At 73.4% G+C, this 26620-nt stretch carries 26 protein-coding genes; 12 read left to right on the top strand and 14 right to left on the bottom strand.

The annotated features are described in order from the left end of the window. Window positions 1-141: 141 nt before the first annotated feature. From AB0883_RS11530 to AB0883_RS11495, 8 genes are all read right to left on the bottom strand, one after another. Window positions 142-1158, bottom strand: coding sequence for an NADPH:quinone reductase (locus AB0883_RS11530; protein WP_366641134.1), 1017 nt, complete (start codon window positions 1156-1158; stop codon window positions 142-144). A gap of 720 nt (window positions 1159-1878) precedes the next feature. Continuing rightward, window positions 1879-2532: an HAD family phosphatase gene (locus tag AB0883_RS11525; protein ID WP_366641133.1), complete on the bottom strand. Its 654-nt coding sequence runs from the start codon at window positions 2530-2532 to the stop codon at window positions 1879-1881. Between the two features lie 46 nt (window positions 2533-2578). Further along, window positions 2579-3469, bottom strand: a complete 891-nt coding sequence (locus AB0883_RS11520; protein ID WP_366641132.1) for a hypothetical protein — start codon at window positions 3467-3469, stop codon at window positions 2579-2581. 172 nt (window positions 3470-3641) lie between these two features. Beyond that, window positions 3642-4292, bottom strand: coding sequence for an FKBP-type peptidyl-prolyl cis-trans isomerase (locus AB0883_RS11515; RefSeq protein ID WP_366641131.1), 651 nt, complete (start codon window positions 4290-4292; stop codon window positions 3642-3644). 124 nt (window positions 4293-4416) lie between these two features. Then, the gene (locus AB0883_RS11510; protein ID WP_366641130.1) at window positions 4417-5061 is read right to left on the bottom strand and encodes a DUF4241 domain-containing protein; all 645 of its coding nucleotides are present in this window, start codon (window positions 5059-5061) and stop codon (window positions 4417-4419) included. 73 nt (window positions 5062-5134) lie between these two features. Then, a complete protein-coding gene (trxA, locus tag AB0883_RS11505; RefSeq protein WP_366641129.1) occupies window positions 5135-5482 on the bottom strand; it encodes a thioredoxin in 348 nt (115 codons plus the stop codon). Beyond that, window positions 5452-5844 carry a MerR family transcriptional regulator gene (locus AB0883_RS11500; protein WP_121397016.1) on the bottom strand — a complete coding sequence of 131 codons (393 nt, stop codon included), beginning with the start codon at window positions 5842-5844 and terminating at the stop codon, window positions 5452-5454. The genes trxA and AB0883_RS11500 overlap by 31 nt, the downstream gene beginning before the upstream one ends. A gap of 124 nt (window positions 5845-5968) precedes the next feature. Next, complete coding sequence (locus tag AB0883_RS11495; protein ID WP_366641128.1) at window positions 5969-6985, bottom strand: Ku protein; 1017 nt, start codon at window positions 6983-6985, stop codon at window positions 5969-5971. Between the two features lie 86 nt (window positions 6986-7071). On the opposite strand from AB0883_RS11495, the gene ligD (AB0883_RS11490) reads away from it, so the two are divergent. From ligD (AB0883_RS11490) to AB0883_RS11480, 3 genes are all read left to right on the top strand, one after another. Further along, window positions 7072-8013: a non-homologous end-joining DNA ligase gene (ligD, locus tag AB0883_RS11490; RefSeq protein ID WP_366641127.1), complete on the top strand. Its 942-nt coding sequence runs from the start codon at window positions 7072-7074 to the stop codon at window positions 8011-8013. Beyond that, window positions 8003-8917, top strand: a complete 915-nt coding sequence (gene ligD, locus AB0883_RS11485; RefSeq protein WP_366641126.1) for a non-homologous end-joining DNA ligase — start codon at window positions 8003-8005, stop codon at window positions 8915-8917. Before ligD (AB0883_RS11490) ends, ligD (AB0883_RS11485) begins: the two co-directional genes overlap by 11 nt. 124 nt (window positions 8918-9041) lie before the next feature. Then, window positions 9042-11024: a family 43 glycosylhydrolase gene (locus AB0883_RS11480; RefSeq protein ID WP_366641125.1), complete on the top strand. Its 1983-nt coding sequence runs from the start codon at window positions 9042-9044 to the stop codon at window positions 11022-11024. Between the two features lie 121 nt (window positions 11025-11145). On the opposite strand, the gene AB0883_RS11475 is transcribed toward AB0883_RS11480, so the two are convergent. Beyond that, on the bottom strand, window positions 11146-12300 hold the full coding sequence (locus AB0883_RS11475) for a hypothetical protein (protein WP_366641124.1): 1155 nt from the start codon (window positions 12298-12300) through the stop codon (window positions 11146-11148). Window positions 12301-12546: 246 nt separating this feature from the next. Here AB0883_RS11475 and AB0883_RS11470 point away from each other — a divergent pair, with 246 nt between their 5' ends. Both AB0883_RS11470 and AB0883_RS11465 read left to right on the top strand, forming a co-directional pair. Next, entirely contained in the window at window positions 12547-13311 is a 765-nt protein-coding gene (locus tag AB0883_RS11470; protein WP_366641123.1) for a TIGR03089 family protein, read from the top strand. 399 nt (window positions 13312-13710) lie between these two features. Continuing rightward, window positions 13711-14670, top strand: a complete 960-nt coding sequence (locus AB0883_RS11465) for a zinc metalloprotease (RefSeq protein ID WP_366641122.1) — start codon at window positions 13711-13713, stop codon at window positions 14668-14670. 81 nt (window positions 14671-14751) lie between these two features. Here the strand turns inward: AB0883_RS11465 and AB0883_RS11460 are convergent, their stop codons facing one another. Then, complete coding sequence (locus tag AB0883_RS11460; protein WP_366641121.1) at window positions 14752-15237, bottom strand: carboxymuconolactone decarboxylase family protein; 486 nt, start codon at window positions 15235-15237, stop codon at window positions 14752-14754. Between the two features lie 166 nt (window positions 15238-15403). Here AB0883_RS11460 and AB0883_RS11455 point away from each other — a divergent pair, with 166 nt between their 5' ends. Beyond that, entirely contained in the window at window positions 15404-16318 is a 915-nt protein-coding gene (locus AB0883_RS11455; RefSeq protein WP_366641120.1) for an RNA polymerase sigma-70 factor, read from the top strand. A gap of 134 nt (window positions 16319-16452) precedes the next feature. After that, window positions 16453-16884, top strand: a complete 432-nt coding sequence (locus AB0883_RS11450; protein WP_366641119.1) for a hypothetical protein — start codon at window positions 16453-16455, stop codon at window positions 16882-16884. Between the two features lie 40 nt (window positions 16885-16924). Here AB0883_RS11450 and AB0883_RS11445 read toward each other — a convergent pair whose 3' ends face one another. Both AB0883_RS11445 and AB0883_RS11440 read right to left on the bottom strand, forming a co-directional pair. Then, entirely contained in the window at window positions 16925-17137 is a 213-nt protein-coding gene (locus tag AB0883_RS11445) for a hypothetical protein (RefSeq protein WP_366641118.1), read from the bottom strand. A 213-nt stretch (window positions 17138-17350) separates the two neighbouring features. Next, a complete protein-coding gene (locus AB0883_RS11440; protein WP_151456858.1) occupies window positions 17351-19030 on the bottom strand; it encodes a DNA repair helicase XPB in 1680 nt (559 codons plus the stop codon). Between the two features lie 174 nt (window positions 19031-19204). Here AB0883_RS11440 and AB0883_RS11435 point away from each other — a divergent pair, with 174 nt between their 5' ends. Further along, the gene (locus AB0883_RS11435) at window positions 19205-20098 is read left to right on the top strand and encodes a L,D-transpeptidase (protein ID WP_366641117.1); all 894 of its coding nucleotides are present in this window, start codon (window positions 19205-19207) and stop codon (window positions 20096-20098) included. Window positions 20099-20239: 141 nt separating this feature from the next. Next, the gene (locus AB0883_RS11430) at window positions 20240-20488 is read left to right on the top strand and encodes a hypothetical protein (RefSeq protein ID WP_366641116.1); all 249 of its coding nucleotides are present in this window, start codon (window positions 20240-20242) and stop codon (window positions 20486-20488) included. Between the two features lie 11 nt (window positions 20489-20499). Here the strand turns inward: AB0883_RS11430 and AB0883_RS11425 are convergent, their stop codons facing one another. Continuing rightward, window positions 20500-22980, bottom strand: coding sequence for a helicase-associated domain-containing protein (locus AB0883_RS11425; RefSeq protein WP_366641115.1), 2481 nt, complete (start codon window positions 22978-22980; stop codon window positions 20500-20502). An 85-nt stretch (window positions 22981-23065) separates the two neighbouring features. Between AB0883_RS11425 and AB0883_RS11420 the strand changes: the two genes are divergently transcribed. Together AB0883_RS11420 and AB0883_RS11415 are read left to right on the top strand one after the other, a co-directional pair. Further along, window positions 23066-23689, top strand: a complete 624-nt coding sequence (locus AB0883_RS11420) for an HAD family hydrolase (RefSeq protein WP_121397001.1) — start codon at window positions 23066-23068, stop codon at window positions 23687-23689. Window positions 23690-23723: 34 nt separating this feature from the next. Further along, window positions 23724-24110, top strand: a complete 387-nt coding sequence (locus tag AB0883_RS11415; protein WP_101413859.1) for a cold-shock protein — start codon at window positions 23724-23726, stop codon at window positions 24108-24110. On the opposite strand, the gene AB0883_RS11410 is transcribed toward AB0883_RS11415, so the two are convergent. Beyond that, entirely contained in the window at window positions 24071-24946 is an 876-nt protein-coding gene (locus AB0883_RS11410) for a 1,4-dihydroxy-6-naphthoate synthase (RefSeq protein ID WP_366641114.1), read from the bottom strand. The two genes, AB0883_RS11415 and AB0883_RS11410, sit on opposite strands and share 40 nt — an antisense overlap. 766 nt (window positions 24947-25712) lie before the next feature. Between AB0883_RS11410 and AB0883_RS11405 the strand changes: the two genes are divergently transcribed. Further along, window positions 25713-26573: a helix-turn-helix transcriptional regulator gene (locus AB0883_RS11405; protein WP_366641113.1), complete on the top strand. Its 861-nt coding sequence runs from the start codon at window positions 25713-25715 to the stop codon at window positions 26571-26573. Window positions 26574-26620 lie beyond the last annotated feature (47 nt).

The following is a 26620-nucleotide window of genomic DNA, read 5'->3' as shown; positions in this document are numbered from 1 at the left end:
GGCCGCCCGCTCCACGCGGTTACCCGCACCGTCATTGTTGCGAAACTTGTTCGCCTCTGTGTCCACTACCGGGAAATTTGCCCAGCTCAGAAGGCTTTTCGGCCCTCGCGTCGGCCGTCACTCGCCCTCGCCGGTGGTGAGTCACTCGCCCTCGCTGGTGGTGATCAGCACCTTCCCGACCACCGAGTTCTCCACCGCCTGGTGCGCCGCGACGGCCGCCGAGAGCGGGTGACGGTGCAGCGGCAGCCCCGCGTCCTCGCCCACCCGGATCCCGCCCTGCGCCGCCGCGGCGGCTACGTCCACCACCGCCTGGGCCTTGGCCGCCTTCGGTTCGGTGTAGACGAGGACGAACTGGAACCGCGCGTTCGGCGCCATCAACGGCCGGATCGGCAGGGTCACCTCGTCCCCGCCGTCGTCGGCGTAGACGCAGACCGCGCCGCCGCGCCGGAGCAACTGGACGTCGACGGCGGCGTTGCGCGCCGCCGAGACCTCGACGACGGTGTGCACCCCGTCGGGGGCGATCTTGCGGACCTCCTCGACCACGTCCTGCTCCCGGTAGTTGACCACGAAGGACGCGCCGGCCGCCGCTGCCAGCTGCGCCTTCTCCGGGCTGCTGACGGTGGCGACCACGCAGGCGTCCGCCCAGCGGGCGAGCTGGATGGCCGCGTTGCCCACCGCGCCCGCCCCGCCCTGCACGAGCACCGTGTGGTCGCTGAGCGCGCCCGCGTGCAGCCTGTCCGGCGTGTACTCGCCCGCGGTCAGGCACCGGTGCGCGGTGAGGAAGGGAATGCCCAGGCAGGCTCCCAGGTCGAAGGAGGCGTCGCCGAGGGGCACCGCCTGCCGGACCGGCACCACCGTGTACTCGGCGGCGGTGCCCCAGGGCCGCTGCCACGCGGCCTCCCACAGCCAGACCCGCTCGCCGGCCAGTTCCCGGTCGACGCCCTCGCCGACAGCCTCGATCACCCCCGCACCGTCCTGCCCGGGCGTCTGCCATTCGCCCGGTATCGGCCCCTGCCGGCGCGCCTTCCAGTCCGTCGGGTTCACCCCCGACACGGCCACCCGCACCAGGACCTCGCCGGGGCCCGGCTCCGGCACCGGCCGGTCGACCAGTTGCAGCACCGAGGCGTCGCCGGTGCGCTCGTACACGATCGCCTTCATCCCCGTCTCCTCACCCGGCGGCCCCGGCCGGGGCGCCGTCGGCTGCGGTACCCGACGGAACCGCGCTCATGCCGACACCGACCGGCGCGAACCGGACAACCCGTCAGCCCACCGGCCCCGGCCACCCGCACGGACCGACCGCCACCCACCGCGAGCCCGCTGCGCGCGACGGCGACGGCGGAACGGCGCCGCCCACCGCGAGCCCACTGCGCGCGAGCCCGCTGCCTGCGGCGGTGCGGCGGCGACCCCACTGTCCGCGGCGGCGACGGGCAGTGCCACTGCCGGCGACAGCGGCGTGGCGCAGAACTACTGCCAGGGCAGTAACGCGTGAGCATCTCGGTGATCAGGACGGCATGGACGTTACCCGGCGGTTTTAGGGTCCATGGGGTCCTGATCACCGTTGGTCGGGCGTGGTGGTCCTGGCTTGCGTTGCGGATCAAGCGGGCAATTCGGGGCGGTCGCTCCGGCGAGACTGGGGACGACCTCGGCAGCCGGGTGGTCACCGTCGGGGTGGTGTGTCGTCCGCCGTGGAGCGCAGCATCGACCAGCCGCGTGCAGCGCGTCTGGTCGGGTGACACGCGTCGGAAGGGGGTGCGCCCCTGTGGGGAAGCAGTGACGGGAGAGCCGTGACGGGAGCGTGGTGACCATGTGCGCCAACGGCGGGTGTCGGTGGCGGGGCGTCAGGTCGTCGACGTGGCCGCCCGTCCGCGTCGAGCCTGCCTACCCGAGCCGGTCCACGGCCTCCGGGGTCAGCTCCCCGACCGAGCCCAGCACCAGCGCCGCGAGCCGCTCGGCGTCCGGATCCAGCGGGTACGCGCCGTGCGGCACCGCCACCACCGTCATCCGAGCGGCGGCGGCCGACCGGACGCCGTTGGACGAGTCCTCCACGGCGACGCAGCGGGTCGGGTCGACGCCCAGTCGCTCGGCGACCGCCAGGTAGACGTCCGGCGCCGGCTTGCCCCGCGCGGTCTCCTCGGTCGACAGCGTGGCGCCGAACGCGTCGGTCAGGCCCGTCGCGGCCAGCGCCGCCGCGATCAGCCGGGTCGGCGACGAGCTGGCCAGCCCCAGCGGCCACCGTTCGGCCAGCCGGCGCACGACCTCGTCGGCCCCGTCGATCAGCGGTACGCGGGCCGCGTACCGCCGGGTCATCTCCTCGACCACCTCGGCGGCGACCTGCTCGGCGCTGCGGTCGACGCCCAGTTCCCCGCTGAGGTACCGGGCCCACTCGCCGGTGCTCATGCCCATCAGCCGGCGCTGGGTGTCGGGCTGCCAGGTCCCGCCGTGCGCCGCGACGTACGCCCGCCGGACCTCCTCCCAGACCGGCTCGGAGTCCACGATCACGCCGTCCAGGTCGAAGACCACCGCATCCGCCACGAACCCATCCTGCCCCATCGGCGGCGTCCGGGCCGGCGGGCGGGGGTCAGGTCCGCAGCGCGGGCAGGCCGATCGGGTTGCCCTCCGGGATGACGGTGTGGGCGGCGCGGGCGATCGGTTCGAGCAGCTCCCGCAGCCGTTCGGTGCGCTCCGGGCCCAGCGTCCGCCACGGGCGGGCGGCGGCGGCGTCGGTGGCGTCCTCGACCGCCTGGAAGCGGGACCGGCCCTGCTCGGTCGGCTCCCCGTCCGGGGTGAGCCAGCCCCGCTCGGCCAGCCGGGCGCGGGCGGCGGCCCACTGCTCCTCCGACCAGCCGCGCCCGAGCAGGTTCAGCGGGGAGATGTCGACCGCGACCCGCCAGGCCAGCGTCTCCACCGGGTCGAGGTCGGCCGCGACCAGCGCGGCGATGTGCCCGTCGCCGCGCTGCTCGCGCAGCGTGGTGGCGGCCTGCCAGAGCCGGGCCAGCGGGTACTCGCCGCGCGGCAGGGCGGCATTGGCGGCACCCAGCACCCGGCCGGCGGGCTCCGCCTCGGCGGCGGCGGCCTCCAGCAGCTCGGCCGCCTCGACCAGGTGCGACTCGGGCAGCTCGTAGGTCAGCTCGGCCAGCGCCTGCACCGCGCCCGTGAGCCGCGCCCGCAGCGCCTCCTCCGGGGTGGCCAGCCGCCAGACGGCCGGCAGCGCCCGCGCCACCGTGTGCGGGGCGAAGTTGAAGAACGCCGCGGTCACCGGCGCGGGCTCGGCGGGCCCCAGCGGCGCGGCCCGGCCGGCGAAGTAGCCGCGCCAGAAGCCCCGCAGCCCGACCGCCTCGAAGGCGGCCCGGGCGCGGGGGTGGAAGTAGGTGATCGCGTGGACCGGCTCGTAGTGGGTCCACAACACCCGGGCGGTCCGCCCCGCGTCGTCCAGCGCCGTCACGTGCACCTCCGCGTCCGGTCCGGTCATCACCCCGGACGGCCGGACCGCCCGGGGTGACGCTGAACCTACTGCCGGTGCATGAGGGGCCGGAAGCCCTGTGTGGGCTACTGCATCAACGGCGGGCGACATCCCGGGCGAACCGGGCCGCTATCGCGTGGCAACGGCCCGGTCACGAGGGCCGACCGGGCCGGTTCGCGGGTCACTGGGCCGCGAGCACGTCCACCACGAAGCGCAGCGGGCCGGCCGGGCGGCCGCCGGCGGCGTCGTTGCCGTACGCCAGCTCGGCCGGGATGTCGAGCTGGACGCGGCTGCCGACGGTCACCCCGACGAGGCCCTGGTCCCAACCCGGGATGACCTGACCGACGCCGATGGCGAAGGTCGCCGGCTGGCCGCCGCTCCACGACGAGTCGAACTCCTTGCCGTCCTTGTAGAAGACGCCGACGTAGTTCGTGGTGATCGTCTGGCCCTTCTGCACCGCCGGGCCGGTGCCCTTGATCAGCGGGGTCACGGTGAGCTTCTTCAGCTCGCCCTTGCCGGCGGCGACGGTCGGCTTGCTGCCCAGGGCCGGGTCCGCCCCCTGCGGGAGCTGCGGGGCGGGGGGCGCGTCGGCGGCGGGGGCGCTGGCGGTCGGGGCCGCCGACGGGGCGCCGGCCGTCTGGTCCTTGTCGCCGTCGCTGTTGCGCCCGATCGTCACGAAGACGGTGATCAGCACGGCGACCACGGCGACCCCGGCGAGCCCGCCGGCCCAGGCCTGCCGGCGGCGCTTCGCCTCGGCCGCCTTCTGGGCGGCCAACTGGGCGGCCAGCCGCCGCTCCGACTTCTGGGACCGGTTCTGCGTACGCTCGCTCACGGCGTCGACTCCCTGCTGCGAAGGTGGTGGCCGGCATCGGAGTGCCGGGGGAAAGCCGACGCACACGGTACCCGCCCGGCCGCCCACCGCGCCGCCTCGACCGTGGCCGTTCCGGCCGCACGGGTCACGCGGGCCCCGGCACCACCATGAAGTCGGTCACGAACGAGGTGACCCGGCCGTCGGCGGTCCGCCCGATCCAGGTGCCGTAGCAGCCGTCGCCCCAGCCGGACCAGACCGTCACCACATTGGCCCCGGTCGTCTCGTCGAGCACCGCGGCGACGTACCCCGGCACCGGCCCGTCGGTCGGCTCGTCCGCGACGAAGACGTCCGTGACCGCGTCCTCGTCCCACGCCTCCAGGGCGGCCAGCGCGGTCGGGTCGGCCAGGGTGCCGATGCCGGTGTCCACCCCGTAGCCGAACCACCCGTCGGGCTTGAGGGTCGCGACGTCCTGGTCGCCGACCAGCGCCATCTCCCAGTGGACCGCAGGCTCGTCGTGGATCACCAGTTCGAGGGCGGCCACCCGCCGGTCCGTCTCGGTGTCCTCGCCCCGTACCACCGCGACCCAGGCCCGCGCCGGGTAGCGGCCGGGGGCCACCCCGACCGTGAACGGTTCGTCCTCGGGGCAGGCCACCGGGTCGCAGCCCACGACCTGCCCCGTCGGCAGCACGACGTCGCCCACCGGGTGCACCTCCATGACGTACGTGGCGTGCTCGTCGGCGAAGCGGGCGCCGGGCGTCAGCAGCCGGTGCAGGTCGGGGGTGTACGGCATGGGGTTCCTCTCGCGGCGGGGGCCGGCGGAGCGTACCCGCGGTGGACCTCGCCGGGCGAGACCGCCCGCGGGCTCAGCCGTCGAGATGCCGGGCCAGGGCCTGGCGCAGGTGGTGCTTCGGGCGGGAGCCGACGACCGAGCCGACCACCTCGCCGCGGCGGAAGACCAGGAGGGTGGGCAGGGACATCACCCCGTAGGTGCGGGTGGCCGTCGGGTTGGCGTCGGTGTCGATCGTGGCGACGACCATCCGCCCGGCGAACTCCGTGGCGAGTTCCGCGAGGCTGCGGGAGACGGCCCGGCACGGCGGGCACCAGTCCGCCCAGAAGTCGACCACCACCGGCCGGTCGGCGGCGAGCACCACGGTGGCGAAGGTGTCGTCGGTGACGACGGTCAGCGAGCCGTCCGGCGCAGTCTCGAGCATGTTTCCTCCCGGTGGGTGATGGCGTGGGCGAGCTGGTCGCGCAGCTCGCGGCGGACCGCGTGCAGCCGGTCGATGCCGGCGTCGACCTCGGCCAGCTTGCGCCGCAGCACGGCCACCGAGTCGGGGCAGACGTGACCGGAGGCGTTGCCGGCCCGCAGGCAGGCGACGAACGGGCGGATGTCGTCCAGGCCGAAGCCCACCGCCAGCAGCGCCCGGATCTCGCGTACGACGTGCAGCTCCGCCTCGTCGTAGACCCGGTATCCGTTGGCCGATCGGGCCGCCCGGACCAGGCCGTGCGTCTCGTAGTAGCGCAGGGCCCGGGTGCTCGTGCCGGCGCGTTCCGCCAGCTCACCGATCAGCATCCGACCTCCCTCGTCCGACCCGACCGACGCTAGACCTTGTCACCGGCGTCAAGGCAAACGTCGGACCGCGCGGTGCCTTCGGCGTACGCCACGGCTCCGACCGGCGGGACGCGACCCGCCGGGGTCAGGCGGTCTTGCGGGCCGTCTTCTTCGCGGCGGCCTTCTTGGCGGCGGGCTTCTTCTCGCCCTCGGCGGCCTTCTTCGGCGCGGCCTTCTTGGCGGCGGCCTTCTTCGGCGCGGCCTTCTTCTCGGCGGTCTTCTTGGCCGGGGCCTTCGCCGCCTTCTTCTCGGCGGCCTTCTTCTGCGCCGAGCGGGCGGCCGAGATGGGGGTCGGCTCCCCGCCGCCGCCGGCCGGCGCCTCGCCCCGGGCGGACCGGGCGCGCTCGACGGACGCCTTCAGCGCCGCCATCAGGTCCACCGCCGCGGCCGGGGCCTCCTCGACCTCCTCCGGCTGGACCACCTCGCGGCCCTCCACCTTGGCGTCGATGACCTCCTGCAACGCCGCCCGGTAGTCGTCGGTGAAGGCGTCCGGCTCGAACTCGCCGGCCATCGAGTCGATGAGCGAGCTGGCCATCGCCAGCTCCGGCGGGCGGACCTTCAGGTCCTCGTCGAGGAAGCCGAAGTCGGGCTTCCGGATCTCGTCCGGCCAGAGCATGGTGTTGAGCAGCAGCACGCCCTCGCGGACCCGCAGCGTGGCGAGCTGCTCCCGCTGGCGCAGCGCCACCTTGACGATCGCCACCCGCTCCGAGTCGGCGAGCGCGTCGCGCAACAGCACGTACGGCTTGGTGGCGGTGCCCTCCGGCTCCAGGAAGTACGCCTTGTTGTAGAGGATCGGGTCGACCTGCTCGGCGGGGACGAACTCCAGCACGTCGATCGCGCGCGAGCTGGACAGCGGCAGCTCGGCGAAGTCCTCGTCGGTGAGGATCACCATCTCGCCGCCGCCGATGTCGTAGCCCTTGGCGATGTCGTCGTAGGTGACCTCCTCGCCGCAGACCTGGCAGGTGCGCTTGTAGCGGATGCGGCCGCCGTCCTCCCGGTGCACCTGGTGGAAGCGGATGTCCTTCTCCTCGGTGGCCGAGTAGAGCTTGACCCCGATCGAGACGAGGCCGAACGAGACGGCTCCCTTCCAGATGGCCCGCATCCCCGTGCTCCTCTCGCCGGTACAGCCCAGGATCGCAAATGATCGAAGGCCACGCGAGCGCTTCCGTGCGCAAGTACAGTCGGAACGTGCCCGGCGCGCCGCTCAAGCCGATGCTCGCGATGACCGGGCAGCTCCCGGCGGGTGCCGGCTGGGCGTACGAGTTCAAGTGGGACGGCGTCCGCGCGCTGGCCGACATCTCCGGCGGCCGGCAGCACCTGTACGCCCGCAGTGGCGTGGAGATCACCGCCGCGTACCCCGAGCTGGCCACCCTGCACGAGCAGGCGGGTGACGCGCTGCTCGACGGCGAGGTGGTGCTGCTCGGCGAGACCGGCCAGCCCTCGTTCACCGCCCTGGCGGAGCGGATGCACGTCCGGGACCGGAACAAGGCCGCCCGGCTGGCGGCGGTCGCCCCGGTGACGTACATGATCTTCGACCTGCTCCGGCTCGACGGCGAGGACCTGACCGGCCGGTCGTACGCCCGCCGGCGGGAGGCCCTGGACGGCCTGGCGCTCGGCGGCGCCCGGTGGGCGGTGTCGCCGCTCTTCGGCGACGGCCCGGCCACCTACGAGGCGGCCGGCGAGCACGGCCTGGAGGGGGTGATGGCCAAGCGGGTCGACTCGGTCTACCGGCCGGGCGTGCGCTCGCCGGACTGGGTGAAGGTCAAGCTGGAGGTCACCGGCGACTTCGTGGTCGGCGGCTGGCGGCCCGGAGCGCGCAGGATCGGCGGCCTGCTGGTCGGGGTGCCGCGCCCGGACGGGCGGCTCACCTACCGGGGGCGTGTCGGCGGCGGCATCGGTGCGGCCATCGAGCGGGAGCTGCTGCGCGAGTTGGAGCCGCTGCGCGTCGGCGCGTCGCCGTTCGCGGGCGACGTGCCGCGCGAGGATGCCCGGGGCGCGATCTGGGTAACACCCTTGGTCGTGGTGGAGGTGAAGTACGGCCAGCGCACCCCGGACGGGCGACTGCGGTTCCCCCGGGTGCTCCGGCTGCGGCCGGACAAACCCGCCGAGGAGGTCGACGATGCCGGCTGAGCGTTTCCGGGTGGACGTGGAGGGACGCGCGCTGGAGCTGTCCAACCTGGACAAGGTGCTCTATCCCGACGCCGGGTTCACCAAGGGCGAGGTGATCGACTACTACACCCGGATCGCCCCGGTGCTCCTGCCGCACCTCGCCGACCGGGCGCTCACCCGGATCCGCTTCCCCAACGGGGTCACGGGCGGCTCCTTCTTCGAGAAGAACGCCCCCGCCGCCACCCCCGGCTGGGTACGCACCGAGACGCTGCCCGCGCCCGGGTCCAGCAAGGGCCGGGACACCATCGACTACGTGGTCGCCGACGACCTGCCCACCCTGGTCTGGCTGGCCAACCTCGCCGCGCTGGAGCTGCACACGCCGCAGTGGAAGGTCGGCGGGCACCCCGACATGATGGTCGTCGACCTCGATCCCGGGCCGCCGGCGGCGCTGCGCCAGTGCTGCCAGGTGGCGCTGCTGATGCGCGACCGGCTCGCCGAGGACGGCATCTCCTCGTATCCCAAGACCTCGGGCAAGAAGGGCATGCAACTCTGCTGCCCGATCGCCGGCACGCAGTCCTCCGACCTCGTGTCCGACTACGCCAAGCGGATCGCCCAGGAGCTGGAACGGGCGCACCCGAAGCTGGTCGTGTCGAAGATGGCGAAGAACCTGCGGCCGGGCAAGGTCTTCATCGACTGGAGCCAGAACAACGCCGCCAAGACGACGGTGTCGCCGTACTCGCTGCGGGCGCAGTCCGTGCCGTCCGTCTCCACCCCGCTGACGTGGGACGAGGTCGAGGCGGGCGCGGCGGGGAAGCGGCCGGCGACCAGGCCGTACACGGCGGGGGAGGTGCTGAAGCGGGTGGAGAAGCAGGGCGACCTGCTGGCCCCCCTGCTCGACGACGGCCCCGAACTGCCCGCCGGCTGAGGCGTCGGCGGGTCGTGCATCAATCGACGTCCATAGTTCTAACTGTTAGTATCCGACGACATTCGCGGCCGGCGTGAAAGAAATCTCAGCCGAGGTCGGCGCGCGTCCAGTCGGAGGATCGCCCATGAAACGGCTCATCGCCCGCCTCCTGGCCCTCGCGTGCGTCCTGCCGCTGCTGGCCCTGCCGGCGCAGCCCGCCGCCGCCTCGACCCTGTTCCGCGGCCAGCTCAACGGGGGCGCCGACCCCACCATGACCTACTTCAACGGCGCCTACTTCCTGTCCACGACGCTCGGCGACCGGATCGGCATCTGGACCTCCCCGACGCTGGCGGGCCTGGCCACCGCGCCCGAGCGGACGGTGTGGCGGGACCCGGACCCCAGCCGCAACAAGCAGGTCTGGGCCCCCTCGATCCACCGGTTCGTCCGGCCCGAGGGACCCCGCTGGTACATCTACTACACCGCCAGCGACGGCGTCGACGCCAACCACCGCAACTACGTCATCGAGTCCGAGGGCGACAACCCGCTGGGCCCGTACCACTTCAAGGGGCGGATCGCGGACTACGGCGAGTACGCCATCGACGGCGAGCCGGTGACGCACAACGGCCGGACGTACTTCGCCTGGACGGGCCCCGGCCGGGGAATGGGCGGTCCGGCGCAGCTCTACCTGCGGCTGATGACGTCGCCGTGGACCACCACCGGCAACCGCGTCGCGCTGCCGGCCGACGGCGGCTGCCACGAGGTACGCGAGGGGCCGACCGGCCTGCGCGGCCCGGGGCGGCTCTTCCTCGTCTACTCCGCCTGCGACACCGGCAAGCCGGACTACCAGCTCTGGATGAAGTCCATCGCGGACGGCGCGGACCCGCTGGTGGTGTCGAACTGGCGCCAGCACCCCGGGCCGGTCTTCTCCCGCAACGACGCGGCCGGCGTCTTCGGCCCCGGGCACAACGGCTTCTTCCGCTCGCCCGACGGCACCCAGGACTGGATCGTCTACCACGGCAAGACCAGTTCGGCGTACACCTACGACGGCCGCACCACGCGCGCCCAACCGGTCGTCTGGAACGCCGACGGCACGCCGAACTTCGGCCGTCCGATCTCCCTGAGCACGCCGCAGGTGCCGCCCTCCGGCGACCCGTGGGCCAGCCAGGAGCCGGGCGCGTCGCGCGGGTACGTCTCCGGCGAGCAGCGGCACCACTTCGAGCGCGCCCCCGACGGCATGCTCTCGCACTGGTGGCGGGAGCCGGCCGACGGCTCGATCCACCGGGACACCTGGGGCGGTCCGATCGCGGGCCGGCCGACGGGCTACCCGGTCGGCGGCGAGCAGCACGTCTTCGCCCGTACCCCCGAGGGGAACCTGCGGCACTGGTGGTGGGCCCCGGGCGGCACCGTCCGCCAGGAGGACTGGGGCGCGGGCCTGGCCGGCGACCCGACCGGCATGCTCTATCTCAACGGGCAGAAGCACGTGTTCGGCCGCGGCACCGACGGCAGGCTGCACCACTGGTGGCAGGAACTCGACGGCACGGTCCGCCGGGACGTCTGGCACGGCGGCGACGTGGTCGGCAACCCGGTCGCGTACGCGTTCCACGACGAGCAGCACGTCTTCGCCCGCGGCAGCGACAACACCCTGCGCCACTGGGTCTGGTACCCGAAGATCGCGAACAACCTGCCCAGGCTGGACGACTGGGGCGGTGTCGGGAAGGTCCACTCCGACCCGACCGGCTTCGCCTTCGGCGACCAGCAGCACGTCTTCTACCGGGCCGCCGACGGCAGCGTCGAGCACCGCTTCTACTCGCACGACCTGGACCGGGTCTTCACCGACAACTGGGGCGGCAACGTCGTCGGCACGCCCTGGGCCATCCGGCAGGGCCAGACGCAGCAGGTGTTCGCCCGCTCCGCCGACGGCACGCTGTGGCGCATGTCGTGGCGACCGGGCGGCACGGTGACCACCGACAGCGGCGGCACCGGCGCCACCACCGACCCGGTGGCGCTGGCCTGGCGCGACGAGACCCACGTCTACACCCGGGGCGCCGACGGGACGCTAGTCGACCGGCACTGGCAGCCGGCCGGCGGCGCGGTCCCCACGTCGTGGGGCGGCCAGGTCGCACCCTGACCCGCGCGTCGGCGTCACCCGGCCGCGTCGGCCGCCGGCCGGACCGGGTGACGCCGCGCCACGTCGCGCGGGTGGGTGTGGGCCGCCGGCGGCGTCGCCCGGCCGCCGAGGTGACCGCCGGTCAGGCGGCCGGCCAGGTGGTGTACGAGATCCGCGCGTTCAGGTTGGCCGGCACGCCCAGCCAGGTGTAGCAGTTGACCGAGACGACGGTGTCGGCCCCGGACGGGGACCACCCGGCCAGTACGCAGTAGCCGCGCGGCGGACGCTGGAGACTGGTCACGAACGAGTTCACGAAGGCGGTGCCGTAACCGGTGCCCGTGCCGGCGAAGCGCGCCTGGTAGCGGCCGGTGCCGAGCACCGTGCCCGTCGCGCCGCCGAAGCCCGGGATCGTCGAGTTGTAGCTCTCGCCGCCGATCCAGGTGCCGCTGACGTTCTCGCCGTGGAACACGCCACTGGCGAAACGCGACCCGAACGCCCGGCCCAGCAGGTCCACCCGGGAGCCGTACGTGACCACGAAGCGGGCGTCCACCGGGTTGCCGGCGGCGTTCGCGCAGTGGACCACCCACCCGTCCGGCGGATCGAGCTGGCAGTTGACGGCGGTGCCGCCCAGCGCGGTCACGTGCGCCATCGGGAAGACCGCCCCGCCCTCGCTGGGCGGGTTCGGGTTCATCAGGAAGCGGTACCGGCCCTTGTCGAGGCGCTCGTAGGAGACCGTCCCGCCGGTCGAGTCGTAGCGGTAGGCGGCGGGCAGCGTGCGTACGCCGGTCGGCTGCGCCTGGTCGGTGACGAACCACGCCAGCCGGCCCTGGCCGACCTGCCGGACGTTGGTGAAGGTGGCCACGAAGCGGCTGTCCGCCGGGCTGCCGGTCGCGGCGAAGCAGCGCACCTGGATCAGCAGGTCGGGCGCGCCGATCGGGCTGCGGTACCAGCTCGCGACCGTGCAGAGGACCGGTCCGCCCCCGTACGCCACCGCGTGCGCCACCCCGCCGCTGGTCGCCGCCCCCTCCAGCGTCACCGTGTACGCCCCGGTGCCGGTCCGCCGCACCACGACGTCGCCGTCGCCGGAGTGGGCGCTGTAGCCGCCGGTGATGCGGTACTCGGTCGTGGTCGGGGCGTACGCCCAGACCGTGGCGGTCACGGTGGGGTCGGGGTCCGGCAGCGGGTCCGCCGCGGCGGGCCGGGCCAGTGCCGCCCCGGCGAGCAGTACCGCCAGCGCCACGGCGCCCCGCAGCGTCCCGCCCCGCCGGGTCCGGGGCGCGCGTTCGTCTGTCTGCATGACGCAGCCTCCCTGGCCTCGGCGGACCGTCCGCGCCACGAGTGTGGCAACGCCGGTCAATGCCCGAACCGGTGCGGCGGCGCTGCCTGCCCGACCCGGTCACGGTGTCCGGGAGCGGTACGCCCGGTGCCAGTGCCCGTGCGGTGCCTCTGCGGTGTCCGCGCGGGTGCCCGGGATCGCGCGTCGGTGCCCTACCGGCCCGTAACCCGTTGAGTAGGGTGGCGGCAGCCTGCCGAGGAGTGCGACATGAACATGACCGATGCCCTCGTCCGGGAGCCGCTGACCGGTGGCCGGGCGGCGGAGGTGGACCGGCCGCTGCTCACCTACCTCGACGACGCGACCGGTGAGCGGGTCGACCTGACCGCGACGGAGCTGGGCGGCTGGGCGGCGCGGGCCGCCGGGCTGCTGCGCGAGGGCTGCGGGCTGGGCGTCGGCGACCGGGCGGCGGTGCTGCTCCCGGCGCACTGGCAGAGCGCCGCGGTGCTGCTGGGCGCCTGGTCGGCCGGGGTGGCGGTGTCCTTCCGTCCCCGGGCGACCGCCGGCCTGCCGCCGGTCGAGCCGGGCGCCGACGAGCCGTACGACGCGGTCTTCGTCAGCGCCGAGCGGCTCGACGACTGGCTGGAGGACGTGCCCGAGGCGCGGCACCGGTTCGTCCTCGGCCTCGGCGTCACGCCGCGCGCCCCCGCCCCCGAGGAGTACCGGGACTGGCTCGCCGCGGTGGGCCGGCACACCGACGCGCTGCCCGCCTCCGCCCCGCTGACCAGCGCCCACGCGGCCAGCCCCGACGGTACGAGCTACCGCGAGTGGGGCAGCGTCGCGCTGGCCGTGGCGGAACGGCTCGACCTGCGGGCCGGCGACCGGCTGCTGGTCGACGTCGCCGAGCACGAACAGCCCGTGTACTGGCTGCTGGCGCCCCTGGCCGTCGGCGCGTCGGTGGTGCTCTGCGCCAACCTCGACCCGGCCCGGCTCGACGCCCGGATCGCCGCCGAGCAGATCACCCGGGTGCTGTAGATGGCCGGGTCGGCGACGTCGCCATCCCGACCGCCGAGCCAGAGATGACGTTCCGCACCTCGCGGGCGAGCGTCGGGCACCTGCGGCACACCCTGGTCGTCGAGGGCGACCAGGTCACCCACCTCTACTGCCGGGTCCGCCGCCCGTAGCCGTCTGAAAGGACGAAACGAGCCTCGCCGGTACGCCCCGGGGCGGCCCGGCGGGGCCCGCGGAACGCGCCGCGCGCCTTCGATCAGCGCTCCCCGGCCCCCTGGCGTTACAGGGAAAACGGGCCCTTTCCGCAGGTCTGTTGCATGCGCGATCGACGTGGTCTCATACCGGGGAGACGACGTCATCGACCTGGTCGTGGCACCCCCGCGTCGTCTCCGCACCGCCTCCAACCTCCTGAAAGGTGCACCGATGCACAGGAGACCGATCTTCCGACTTGCGGTCCTCACCGCCACCGCCGCGACGCTCCTGGCGTCCGGTGGCGCCTACGGCGCGGTATCGGCGGCGCCCGTGACCGTCTCCCCGGGTGTCGCCGAGTGCGAGCCGGACGCCCACGGGCACGGCGCGGCCCGGCTCGCCGAGGGCGCCACCGCCCAGGAGCCGGAGCTGTACTCCAAGAACGAGGCGAACGCCTACGGCGTCATCAAGGACGCCCCCCGCCTGGCCAACGGCAGCGTCAGCGTGCCGACGGTCTTCCACATGATCTCCGACCACCCGCTCACCGCGGCCGAGACGACCAGGTGGAACACCCTGATCGCGGCTCAGATGAAGGTGCTCAACGACTCGTTCGCGGGCCGCACCGCCGCCAACGCCTCCGACACGCCGTTCCGGTTCGACCTCGTCGACACGACGTGGACGGTGAACAGCAACTGGTACACCGTCGTGCCCGGCAAGAACGAGCGCGACATGAAGAAGGCGCTCTACACCGGCGACTCCCGCACCCTGAACGTCTACGCGGCCAACATCGGCGGCGGCCTGCTCGGCTGGGCGTACTTCCCGAAGGGCTACAACAACGGCCGCGACTACATCGACGGCGTGGTGATGCTCGACGAGTCGATGCCGGGCGGCACGGCGGGCAAGTACGCCCTCGGCGACACGCTGACGCACGAGGTCGGGCACTGGCTGATGCTGGAGCACACCTTCGCGCACGGCTGCTCCGCCGCCGGCGACTTCGTCGCGGACACCCCGCGCGAGGCGGCGCCGCAGTTCAACTGCCCGGTGGGCGCGGACACCTGCACGGCACCCGGGCTGGACCCGATCCACAACTTCATGGACTACACGCAGGACTCCTGCATGAACATGTTCACCGCCGGACAGGCGGACCGGATGAGCGACGCCTGGGTCGCGTTCCGGGCCGGCGGCGCCGGCTGACGCAGTACGTGGGTGGCGGCCGGTCGTCGACCGGCCGCCACCGTCGGCCCCGGACCTGCTGATCCCGGGCCGGACCTCGGTTCAGTCGATCGCGGCGGCGAACATGCCCGGCTGGTAGGAACCGCCCCGCTGATGCACGATCACGGCGAGGCGGTTGGCCGCGTTGATCAGGGCGACCAGCGCGACCAGCGCGGCTACCTGGTCGTCGTCGTAGTGCCTGCGCACCTCGGCCCAGGTCTCGTCGGACACGCCCTGGTAGGCGTCGGCGAGTCGGGTGCCCTCCTCGGCGAGCGCCAGCGCGGCCTGCTCGGCCTCGGTGAAGACGGTGGACTCGCGCCAGGCGGCGACCAGGTTGAGCCGGACCGCGCTCTCGCCGGCCGCTGCGGCCTCCTTGGTGTGCATGTCGATACACCAGCCGCAGCCGTTGATCTGGCTGGCCCGCAGCGACACCAGCTCCTGCGTGGCCTTGGGCAGCGGCGACTGCTGGATCACCAGGCCGGCGTTCGCGAACCGCTTGGCGAACCTCATGGCGATCTCGTTGTCGAACATGTCGAATCGGGCGTCCATGCTTCCGTCCTTCACTCCAGGTGTTCGGTGGACGAACACGAGATGCCGGCGAGTAGCGCCACGTGACGCTGCGACCGGGTGACGACTGCCACAGCCGGAGGTGTCACAGAACGGCCGGGTCCGGCATCTGATGGGTGACGTAGTCGCGAGGGAACAGGAGCCACCCATGGTGGGTACGCCGCAGGCCGCCGCCGACGATCGCCCGGGCCCGGCCACCGAGGCGTTCCTCGCCCACCGCAACCTGCTCTTCACCGTCGCGTACGAGATGCTCGGCTCGGCCGCCGACGCGGAGGATGTCCTCCAGGAGACCTGGCTGCGGTGGGCGGACGTCGACCTGGGGACGGTCCGGGACCGGCGCGCCTACCTGGTCCGCATCACCACCCGCCAGGCACTCGTCCGGCTGCGTACGCTCAGCCGCCGCAGGGAGTCCTACGTCGGCCCCTGGCTGCCCGAGCCGCTGCTCACCGCTCCGGACGTCGCCGAGGACGTCGCGCTGGCCGACAGCCTCTCGATGGCGATGCTGCTGGTGCTGGAGACGCTGGCACCGACCGAACGGGCGGTGTTCGTGCTGCGCGAGGTGTTCGACCTCGGTTACGACGAGATCGCCGAAGCCGTCGACAAGAACCCCGCCGCTGTCCGTCAGATCGCCCACCGGGCACGGGCACACGTCGCGGCGCGCCGGCCCCGCCGGGTCGTCTCCGCGGCCGAGACCCGGTACGCGCTCGACGCATTCCAGCGGGCGGTCGAGACCGGCGACCTGCAGAGCCTGCTCGACATCCTCGCGCCGGACGTGGTCCTGCTCGGCGACGGTGGCGGCATCAAGCAGGCAGTCCCGCGGCCCATCCTCGGAGCCGACAAGGTGGCCCGCCTGCTGGCCGGCGGGTGGGGCAGGGTCGCGGGCAGCACGTCGTGGCGGCCGGCACAGGTCAACGGCCACCCGGCGCTGATCGTCCAACTCGAGGGCGAGATGGACACGGTCCTGGCCGTGCGCATCGACGGCGGCCTCATCACCGGGATCTACGCGGTACGCAATCCCGAGAAGCTGTCCCACATGGAACGGGAGACCGTCCTGAGCCGGTGAGCCGGCAGGGGTGACCTGAGGGTGGGAAGTGCGCGGATCTTGGTCGGCGTGACCGCGCTGCTCAACGCGTTGAGCCAGCCACCGACGTCCTGCGAGCGGCGCTTCGCCCCCGATCCAGCTTGATAGCGTGCCTCGTGCGTCCGTCCCTGTTGCTGTTCGCCGGTGGCGCGTTGGGTCTTGCGCAATCAGCAAGCGGAGCCCGCATCGTCCTGCGTGACGCGATTGACGCGGAGGCGATGTACGGCGGCGGACTGGATGTCGTCCTGCTGCTGATGCTGGTGGCCACCTCAGTAACCAGCGCGGCCGTTCTGATCGTCGCCGGTGGGCTGCTGGTTCGTCATTGTCCCAGGCCCGGCCGTGCCCTGCTTCATCTGTGGATCGGTCCGATCCTCGTCCGATCGGCATATGGCGGCTTTCTCGTGAGCGTCCCGAACGACGGTGGCCCGTTTCCGGCCTGGGCTGTCGTGACGGAGGTCGTGGCGGGTCTCGCTCTGGTGATGCTGGTGATCACTGCAACGTGGTTGCTGTTCGGCTGGTCTGGGAAGTCCTCCCCTCGATCGGGGTAGAGCCAGGGCAGGATCGGAGCGAGGGCTGTCCGAGGCGTACTCAGTTGCCGTTAGGAGTCTGACCGCTCCGCCATACCTCGCCCTGCGCACCGTGACGCTCGGCCGCGTATTGCGCCTGGGCGGATGTCGCATCGCGCACCGCAGCCGAATCCTCAGGTGAGGAAAACCGGTTCCGGTCTCGCCAGCCGACAAAGACGAACGCCGCGATCAGCACCACCACGAACACTGCGAGGGACACCACCACAGCCGTCATGCCATCGACACTACGACATGTCCACCAAGGTCCGAGCCGTCATCGAGGGCGCTGGTGCTGCGTGCGCTACGACCAACCTGCCCTCACCTCGCACAGATCGGCAGGGTTGACCCCACGGGAATGCGTAGCCGCGATTGCCGAATCGCGAGACGCTGGCGGATGAGTCGTTTACGACATCAGGTCTACAGCGCGCGAGGGACACCAGGCTGACGGTCAGTCGACCGTGGGGAGCTTCGGGCCGAGGACGTCGTCGGCGTCCACGATCGTGTACGCGTACCCCTGCTCGGCCAGGAAGCGCTGCCGGTGGGCCGCGTACTCGGTGTCGATCGTGTCCCGGGAGACGACCGTGTAGAAGTGCGCCTGGCGGCCGTCGGCCTTCGGCCGCAGCACCCGGCCGAGCCGCTGCGCCTCCTCCTGGCGGGAGCCGAACGTGCCCGACACCTGGATCGCCACCGCCGCCTCGGGCAGGTCGATGGAGAAGTTGCCGACCTTCGAGATGACCAGCGTCCGCACCTCGCCGGAGCGGAACGCGTCGAAGAGCCGCTCGCGTTCCTTGTTGGTGGTCGAGCCCTGCACGATGGGCGCGTCGAGGTACTCGCCGAGCTGGTGGAGTTGGTCGATGTAGCCGCCGATCACGAGCACCTGGTCGTCCGGGTGCCGGTCGACCAGCGCCTTCACCACGGGCAGCTTGGTGCGGGCGGTGGCCGCCATCCGGTAGCGCTCCTCGGCCTCCGCCGTCGCGTACGACATGCGCTCCGCGTCGGTGAGCGTCACGCGTACCTCGGTGCACTCGGCCGGGGCGATCCAGCCCTGCTGCTCGATGTCCTTCCACGGCGCGTCGTACCGCTTCGGGCCGATCAGGCTGAACACGTCGCCCTCGCGGCCGTCCTCGCGTACCAGAGTCGCCGTGAGGCCCAGCCGGCGGCGGGCCTGGAGGTCCGCCGTGAAGCGGAAGATCGGCGCGGGCAGCAGGTGCACCTCGTCGTAGACGACCAGGCCCCAGTCGCGGGCCCCGAACAGGTCCAGGTGGGTGAACGTGCCCTTCTTGCGCGAGGTGAGCACCTGGTACGTGGCGATGGTGACCGGGCGGATCTCCTTGCGCTCGCCCGAGTACTCGCCGATCTCCTCCTCGGTCAGCGACGTGCGCGCGATCAGCTCCCGCTTCCACTGCCGCCCCGCCACCGTGTTCGTGACCAGGATCAGGGTGGTCGCCTTCGCCTCGGCCATCGCCGCCGCCCCGACCAGCGTCTTGCCGGCGCCGCAGGGCAGCACCACGACGCCCGACCCGCCGGCCCAGAACGCCTCCACGGCCTCCCGCTGGTACGACCGCAGCGTCCACGGCTTCCGGCCGTCCTTGCCGGCCTCCGCCAGCTCGATCGGGTGCGCCTCGCCGTCGACGTAGCCGGCCAGGTCCTCGGCCGGCCAGCCGAGCTTGAGCAGCGCCTGCTTGAGCCGGCCCCGCTCGGACGGGTGCACCGCGATCGTGTCGTCGTCCAGCTTCGCGCCGAGCATCCCGGCGAGCTTCTTGCTCTTGGCGACCTCGATCAGCACCAGCCGGTCCAGCGCCCGCAGGACGAGGCCGTGCGCCGGGTCGTTGGCGAGCTGGAGGCGGCCGTACCGGTCCATCGTCTCGGCCACGTCGACCAGCAGCCCGTGCGGCACCGGGTAGCGGGAGTACTTGATCAGGGAATCCACCACGCCCTCGGCGTCGTGGCCGGCGGCGCGCGCGTTCCACAGCCCGAGTGGCGTCAGCCGGTAGGTGTGCACGTGCTCGGGGGAGCGCTCCAGCTCGGCGAAGGGCGCGATGGCCATCCGGCATGCCTGCGCGTCCGGGTGGTCGATCTCCAGCAGCAGGGTCTTGTCCGACTGCACGATCAGGGGTCCACCGCTCACGCCAGTGCCTCTCCTCCGCCTCGGTCGCCGGCTGTCCGGGAGGCGACTGACCCGCCCAGGCCGACCCACCAGTGTTGCACGCACCCGGGTGACGGCAGAAAAATCTGCTCACCTGGAGCAACCGGAGCGGTACTCGCAACGTCTAGCAAAGGGAACACCTGTCAGGGAGGCAGCATGAAACATGTCCGGATCAGCAGCCGGCTGGTCGCCCTGGCAGTGGTCACGCTGGTCGGTGCCGGTGCGTGCACGTTCGATCCGCAGGCCGACGGCGGCGGGGGCGGGGGACCCGTCGCGGCCGGGGCTGCGGAGCGGGTAACGGGGGCGAGCGGTGCGCCCGGGCCGGACCAGCGGGCGCAGCCGAGCACGGCGCCGCCGAAGCCCAGGGTCAAGCCGACGCGGAGCACACCGGCACCGACGCGCCCCACGGTGGAGCCGACGCGCACCGCGACGAAGCCCACCGGGTCGCCGTCCGCCGCCGGCTGCCCGCAGGGCGAGCACCAGCGCGAGGTGGAGGCGCACCTGGCCCGGCTGGGCGGGTTCGGGCGCGTGACCGTCGACGGCCGGCAGTCCGCCGCCGACTGCGTCGCCATCAAGAAGTTCCAGAAGCGGTACGACATCCGCCCCGCCCACGGCCGCGCCGGGCCCACCACCCACGACGTGGCGAAGCGCCTCGCCACCACCGACACGGCGCGCTGCCGGGCCGGCTCGGGCACCACCTTCTGCATCGACCTGACCCGGCAGACCACCTGGGTCATGCGCAACGGCAAGGTGCTCGTCAAGCCGACCGTCACCCGCACGGGCATGCCCGGCTACCGCACCCCCGCCGGCACGTTCACGATCAACTACCGCAACGTCAAGGAGTGGTCCGACCCGTACGAGGTGTGGCTGCCGTACTGGCAGCACTTCACCCGGGGGATGGGCTTCCACCAGACAACGACCTACCTGCACAACAAGGCGATCGGCTCGCACGGGTGCGTCAACCTGCTGCCCGGCGACGCCGTCCGCTTCTGGGAACTGGGCAAGGTCGGCAGCAAGGTGGTGCTGATGGGGCGGCGCCCCGGCACCTGAGCCACCCGGGGCACCTGAGCCGACCCGATACGCCTCCGACGCATCGCACAACTCGTCCGATCCGGGTTTTATCCCCTGTCACTCCCGCCACCGGGGTGTCACGCTGGATGCCAGGCGTCGCACCGGACGGGGAGGTCGGAGATGACGGTCGATCGCGAAGTGGCCCGGGAACACACCCTCGATCGCGACCCGTCCCCCGCCGAGGAAGTCTCCACCGCCACGGTCGTCGCGTACGCGGTCGCCGGGGTGGTGCTCTTCGGCTGGTTCCTCTTCGGCTGGCTGGTGCTCCAGCAGGGCTTCGTCGCCTCGGTCGGCGAGTCGGTCGGCACCGGGTTCGCGCTGCTGCTGATCGTCTCCGTCGTCGGGACGGTACGCCGCAGCCGGCGCTGACCCGCCCCCGCTCAGTCCTCCAGCACCGCCGCCGTGATCCGGTGCAGGGCGAACGTGTGCAGCATCTCCGTCCGGTCGTCCTCGGCGCGCAGGTAGCCCGCGCCCATCGAGACCGGCCGGACGAGCCGGGACGCGGTCGCCCCGTGCGCGTCGACGTACCCGACCCAGACCAGCGCCCGGTCCCGGATCGCCTGCTGGAGCACCGCGAGGGCGTCGCTGTGGGAGGGCACCGGCGCCGGACCGGTGCGCCCGACCCCGCCCCGGACCACGGCCGGTGCCCGCCGCGCGGCCCGGGCCGCCGCGTCGCCGCGCCGGATCTGCTCCACCACGCCGAGCAGGCGGGGCATGGCCAGCTTCGGTGTGGTCAGCGGGTCGAGCGTGCGGGTCGTCACCGGCACCCGGGCCGGGGCCCGCCGGGTCTTCGGGCGGGCCAGCACCGCCGAGCCGCTCGCGTCCTCCGGCACCGGGGCGTAACCGGCGTCGCGCAGCACCATCAGCATCCGACCCACCTGGTACGGCGTCGACAGCACCGTCGGCGCCAGCCGGCGCAACGCCAGCGGCTCCAGCCGCCGGTCGGCGAGCACCTCGGTCAGCAGTGCCTCGTCGTCGCTGCGCACGTACGCCCCGGCGGAGCCGACCCGCAGCCCGCCGTGCTTGCGGGCCACGTCGTCCACCAGGTACGTCAGTCCCTGCGGGACGGGGGTGCGCGACCGCCGGCGGAACAGGGCATGCAGGTCGTCGGCCGAGTAGCCGGCGTCCAGGGCCCGGCGCACGCTGGCCGGGGTGACCCGGTGCACGCTGGCGCCGCCGGCCGACTCGTGCTCCGCCACCACCTCCAGTTCGGCGGCCAGCGCCGGGTCGGGCGGGCCGGGCACCACGACGGTCAGGTCCGCCTGCACGAGGAAGTGGTCCACCGGGGCGGGGAGCAGGGCGTCCAGCGCGCGTACGGTGCTGGTCGGGTCGCCGCTCTCGGTGTCCGCCCGCAGCCCGAGGGGGTCGTCGCCGCCCCGCTCGTCGGCGGCGGTCACGTCGGCGAGCAGCAGCCGCCCGTACGAGGTGAGCGCCCCCAGTCCCGTCACGCCCAGCGTGGCCGCCTCGGCCAGCACCTCGCGGTGCGCGGCCTCCCGCCCCCGGCTGCGCCGCGGCGCCCGCCAGTCGAGCAGGGCCAGCACCTCCTCGGGGGTGGGCCCGGTGGCCGGCTCCAGGTCGGCGAGGACCTCCAGCACGGCCCGTCGGGCGGCCGGCGCGCCGGCGCGTTCCGCCTCTGCGGAGAGCACCGTGATCGGCCGGTCCCGGTCGTCGCGCTGCCCCACCAGCCCGGCCTGCCGCGTCATGGTCAGCCAGGCCCGGGCGAGCTGCTCCCAGCGCTGTGCGAGCGTCCCGGCCCGCCACACCTCGTACCCGGCGGTGGGCAGGACCTGCTGGTCGGCGCCGTGCCGGGTGGTGGTGGCCCCGGGGAGGTCGACCTCGCCCACGAGCCCGCCCGCGTACGCCGCCTCCAGCAGCAGGGCCGCCGTCGGCTCGTCCACTCCGACGGCCTTGGCGAGCCGGCGCAGGTCGCGGACGCCCAGGCCGCCCGAGCGGAGCACCGGCGCCGGTTCGGCGGCGAGCTGCTCCAGCAGCCCCTCGGTGTGGCGTACCACCTCCATGGTCTGCCCGGCCCCGGCGGAGTCGGCGGTTTTCGGCTCGCGCGGCGCGGTGGCCACCGGCGGCGGGCTGCTGCGCAGCGGGCCGAGCGGGCCGCTGTCGCGGCGCAGCAGCAGGCCGACCTCGCGGGGCAGTTCGACGGTGCCCGTGGCGCCGGCCCTGCCGCCGGAGACCGGCACCAGCAGGTGGTGGTCGACGAGCCAGCGCACCGGCGAGCCGGTGGGCGCGCCGCCGTTGGTCGGGTCCGGCGGCAGGTCGTCCTCCGCGCCGAGCGGGGGCGCCTGCAACGCGCCCGCCGGCACGCTGCCGACCGGCGGTCCGGCGGCCAGCCGGTCCAGGATCGCCCGGGCCGAGGGCGGCGCGGCCAGCAGCGTCCGCCGCAGCTTCGCCGGGTCCGCGCAGAGCGCCGCCGTCCGCGGGCCGAGTTCCGCCGCCGGTCGACCCAGGCCCGCCGGGTACGGCGACACCTCGTCGACGCTCGCCACCACGCGCAGGGCGCTCTCGGGGCCGTACAGCACGAAGAGCGCGCGCAACCGGTTCACGGCGGCGCGGACGGTGGTGGGGGCGGGCGGCTGCGGGCCGGCGGTGGCCATGGCGAGCACCGCGTCGGTGGAGGTTGTCCCGTCGGCGGCGTCCCGGGTCAGCCGGGCGGCGTCCAGCATCAGCAGGGTGAACTGGTCCAGCACGTCGAGGGCGCGGGCCACCGAGACCCGCGACTGGGCCCGGGTGGCGAGCGCGGAGACGTCGGCCGGCACGGGTACGACGAGGTCCGGCCGCAGCTGGAGGAGGGCGGCGAGCGACTCGTCGGGCAGCGACCGCAGGTGGTCGGCGAGTGAGGTGGTCATCGTCGTTCCACGCTAGCCCGACGGAGGGCCCTCCCGCCCCTCGGACGTCCGGCCGACCCGGGGATGGGCGGGTACGTTCTCCCGCATGGCAGCGCTGACGGTCGGCTTCGACCTCGACATGACCCTGGTCGACTCGCGTCCCGGCATCGCCGACGCCTTCCGGGCGTTGACGGCCCGGACGGGGGTGCACGTGGACGCGGAGGCCGCCGTGGCGCGGCTCGGCCCGCCGCTGCGTACGGAGATCGCCCGCTGGTTCCCGCCGGAGCAGGTCGACGAGGCCGTCCTGACGTACCGCGAGCTGTATCCGGCGTACGCGATCACACCCACCATCCCGCTGCCCGGGGCGGTCGCCGCGATCGACGCGGTACGCGGACGCGGCGGGCGGGTGCTGGTGGTCACGGCCAAGCAGGGCCGCCTGGCCCGGCTGCACCTCGACCACCTCGGCCTGGTGGCCGACGAGGTGGCGGGCGACCTGTTCGCGGAGGAGAAGGCGACCGCGCTGCGGCGGCACGGCGCGACCCACTACGTCGGCGACCACGTGGCCGACATGGTGGCGGCGGGGGCGGCGGGCGTGCCCGGCATCGGGGTCGCCACGGGCCCGTGCACCGCCGACGAGCTGCGCGCGGCCGGGGCGGAGGTGGTGCTGGATGATCTCACCGGATTCCCGGCGGCGCTGGACGGCATGATCCGGCTAGCCTTGGAGCGGTAGACGTCTCAAGCTCAAGCGAAGCAGGGGTTCTCAGGTGCCGACGGGTCGAGTGAAGTGGTTTGACGCGGCCAAGGGATACGGATTCGTCACCAGCGACGAGGGTGGCGACGTGTTCCTTCCCAAGGGCGCGCTACCGACGGGTGTCACCGACCTCAAGGGCGGCCAGCGGGTCGACTTCAGCGTGGTGGACAGCCGCCGGGGCGCGCAGGCGATGGGGGTCAAGCTGCTCGACGCCCCGCCGTCGATGGCGGAGCTGCGTCGCAGGCCGGCGGAGGAGCTGCACGGCCTCGTCGAGGACATGATCAAGGTGCTGGAGGCGAAGGTCCAGCCGGACCTGCGCCGCGGCCGCTTCCCGGACCGCAAGACGGCGCAGAAGATCGCTCAGCTGGTCCACGCGGTCGCCAACGAGCTGGAGGTCTGAGGCACCAGCCCGGCGTCGGCGGCCCGGCCGAGCAACGCCTGGACGGCGGCGAACCCCGCGTCCCCCAGGTCGGCGGTGAACTCGTTGACGTAGAGCCCGATGTGGCGGTCCACCACGTCGGGCTCCATCTCCTGCGCGTGCGCCAGCACGTACTCGCGGCTGGCGGCCGGATCGGCCCAGGCCTGGCGTACCGACTCGCGGATCCACCCGGCTGCGGCCTCCGGGTCGACCGCGCCGCGCCGGGCCAGGATGGCCCCGAGGGGGATGGGCAGGCCGGTGTCGGCCTCCCACCACTCGCCGAGGTCGACCAGGGCGGTCAGGCCGTGCCGCGGGTAGGTGAACCGGGCCTCGTGGATGACCAGGCCGGCGTCGTACCGGCCGGCGGCGACGCCCGGCATGATCTCGTGGAACGGCACGACCTCGATCCGTGCCGGGGGCCGCTCGGCCGCCCAGAGCCGGAAGAGCAGGTACGCCGTCGTCCGGTCGCCCGGCACCGCCACCGTGGCACCGCTCAGATCGGCGCGACCGGGGCCGTCGGGCCGCTCGGGCTGGCCGGGGCTGTCGGGCTGGTCGCCACGGGTCAGTACCAGTGGGCCGCAGCCGCGGCCCAGTGCACCCCCGCAGGGCAGCAGATGGTAGTCGTCCAGCAGCCACGGCAGCGCCGCGTAGCTCACCTTGACCAGGTCGAACGCGCCACGCTCGGCGGCCGTGTTGGTGACGTCCACGTCGGCGTACGTGACGTCGACCGGCGGCGCGCCGGGCACGAGACCGTGCGCCAGGGCGTGGAAGACGAACGTGTCGTTGGGGCAGGGCGAGAAAGCCAGCGAGAGCGCCACGCCCTCACCGTATCCCCGCCGCCAGGGGCCCGGCTTCGCCCGGGCCTCACGACTGTGACCTGCCCCGCGTGGTGGCGCTGCCTCGCGAGGTGGGGGGCGCGGAGGTGGAAGTGTGCGCGGTGACGGTGCACGCGACGATGCGATCGGGAGACGTCCCCACGACGACGAGCCGCGTCCTTTCGAGCAGCTAGCGTCCGCCGAGCGGGAGCTCTGACGCCACGAGCACGAGCCACGGGCCGAGTGGAGGCGACGGCGACAACCAGGGCGGCAATGGTGTCCTGTTCGGCCCCCTGTCGAGCTGCCCTTACAGATGGGGCAAGCCGCGATCCGGCAGATGACGCAAGCCGCGCTGCGGCAGATGGAGGCAAGTTGCAATCCGGCGAGTGCCGGCCGCACCAGCACGGGAGCGGCCTGGGGCCGGTCAGCCCGGTGCGGCGCGCGCCGAGTGGGCACCGCCCCGATCGGCACGACGTGGACCGGCACCGCCGCCCGGTTGCGGCCGTCGCACCCTTGCTGCCGGATGACCCGGCTGATGCCCGAGGGCACCCACATCGCACGCCGGGACCAGCGCGGACGGTCCATTCCTGGACACCCGGTCGCTCAACGGTGCCGGCGTCTCCCTAGGCCGGTGGTCTTACGAACGGGGCAGCTCGACAGCGTGCCGAAGAGCACCCGTTGCACAGCACCAAACCAGTTGTCCACAGGCTTATCCACAGGTGTGTCGCGCTTGTTGACGGTTGCTCGTGGCCGTCGCAAGGATCGACGTGTGACGGAGCCGACCGGACCGATCGAGGTGGGGGCGGCGCTGCGTGCTCTCCGGCGCCAGGCAGACCTGAGCCAACGGGAGTTGGCGCGTCGGTCGGGCGTGCCCAAGAGCACGCTGGCGCGGATCGAGGCCGATCCGGGAGCCGATCCGAAGTTGCGGACGGTGGAGCGGTTGGTCCGGGCTGCTGGCGGAGAGCTGGCGGTGGGCGTCCGGACCGCTGATCAAGGGAGCACGGACGGCGAACCGAGGGCCGTCGCCGTGCTGCCACCCGTCCCTCACGACGGACGACGCGACGAGGGAGGCCGCCGCTATCCCGCCCACCTCGACGTCCGGGAGGTCCGGACGCTGAAGGACTGGCCTGGTGTGTGGTGGGGGCACTGGTACGTCCCACCGGAGCAGTGGCCGGTGCGGGTGCCGGAGAGGACGTACGACCTCCACCGTGGTCGACGCGACGAGCGACGGGTACGGGAACGGGCCCGCGCCGCCGTCAGTTTCCGTCGGGTGACGCAGGGGGTGCCGGACGGGTGCTGGCGGTTCGTGGCCCAGTTGCCGGGCGGTGAGCTGGTCGGCGAACTCCGGGCACACGAACGCAGCGAGGACCTGCTGCTCGGTGAGGATCTGGGCGACCTGCGGGAGATGGTGCTGGACGGTGTCCTCGTCGCGCCCCAGCTGCGCTTACTGGGCATCGGCCGCCGGCTGCTTCAGCTCCTCGGCGAGGAACTGGACAGGGCCGGTGTGCGGACGGTGCGCGCCGTCGCCCACATCGGTGGGGCCGGCTTCCTGATCGCCTGCGGCTACCAGGTGGAGGCGAGCCGACCGACGGCTCTGCGGTTCGACCGGCGATCGACGTCCGGAGGGTGATCGCCGGGCCGGGCCAGGGCGGGCCAGTGCGCGGGGCGGGCAGGCGG

The sequence above is a fragment of the Micromonospora sp. NPDC047812 genome, from assembly GCF_040704175.1.
Lineage (GTDB): Bacteria > Actinomycetota > Actinomycetes > Mycobacteriales > Micromonosporaceae > Micromonospora.
Note: the sequence above shows the minus strand (reverse complement) of the source record. Positions and strands in the feature narration are given on the sequence as shown.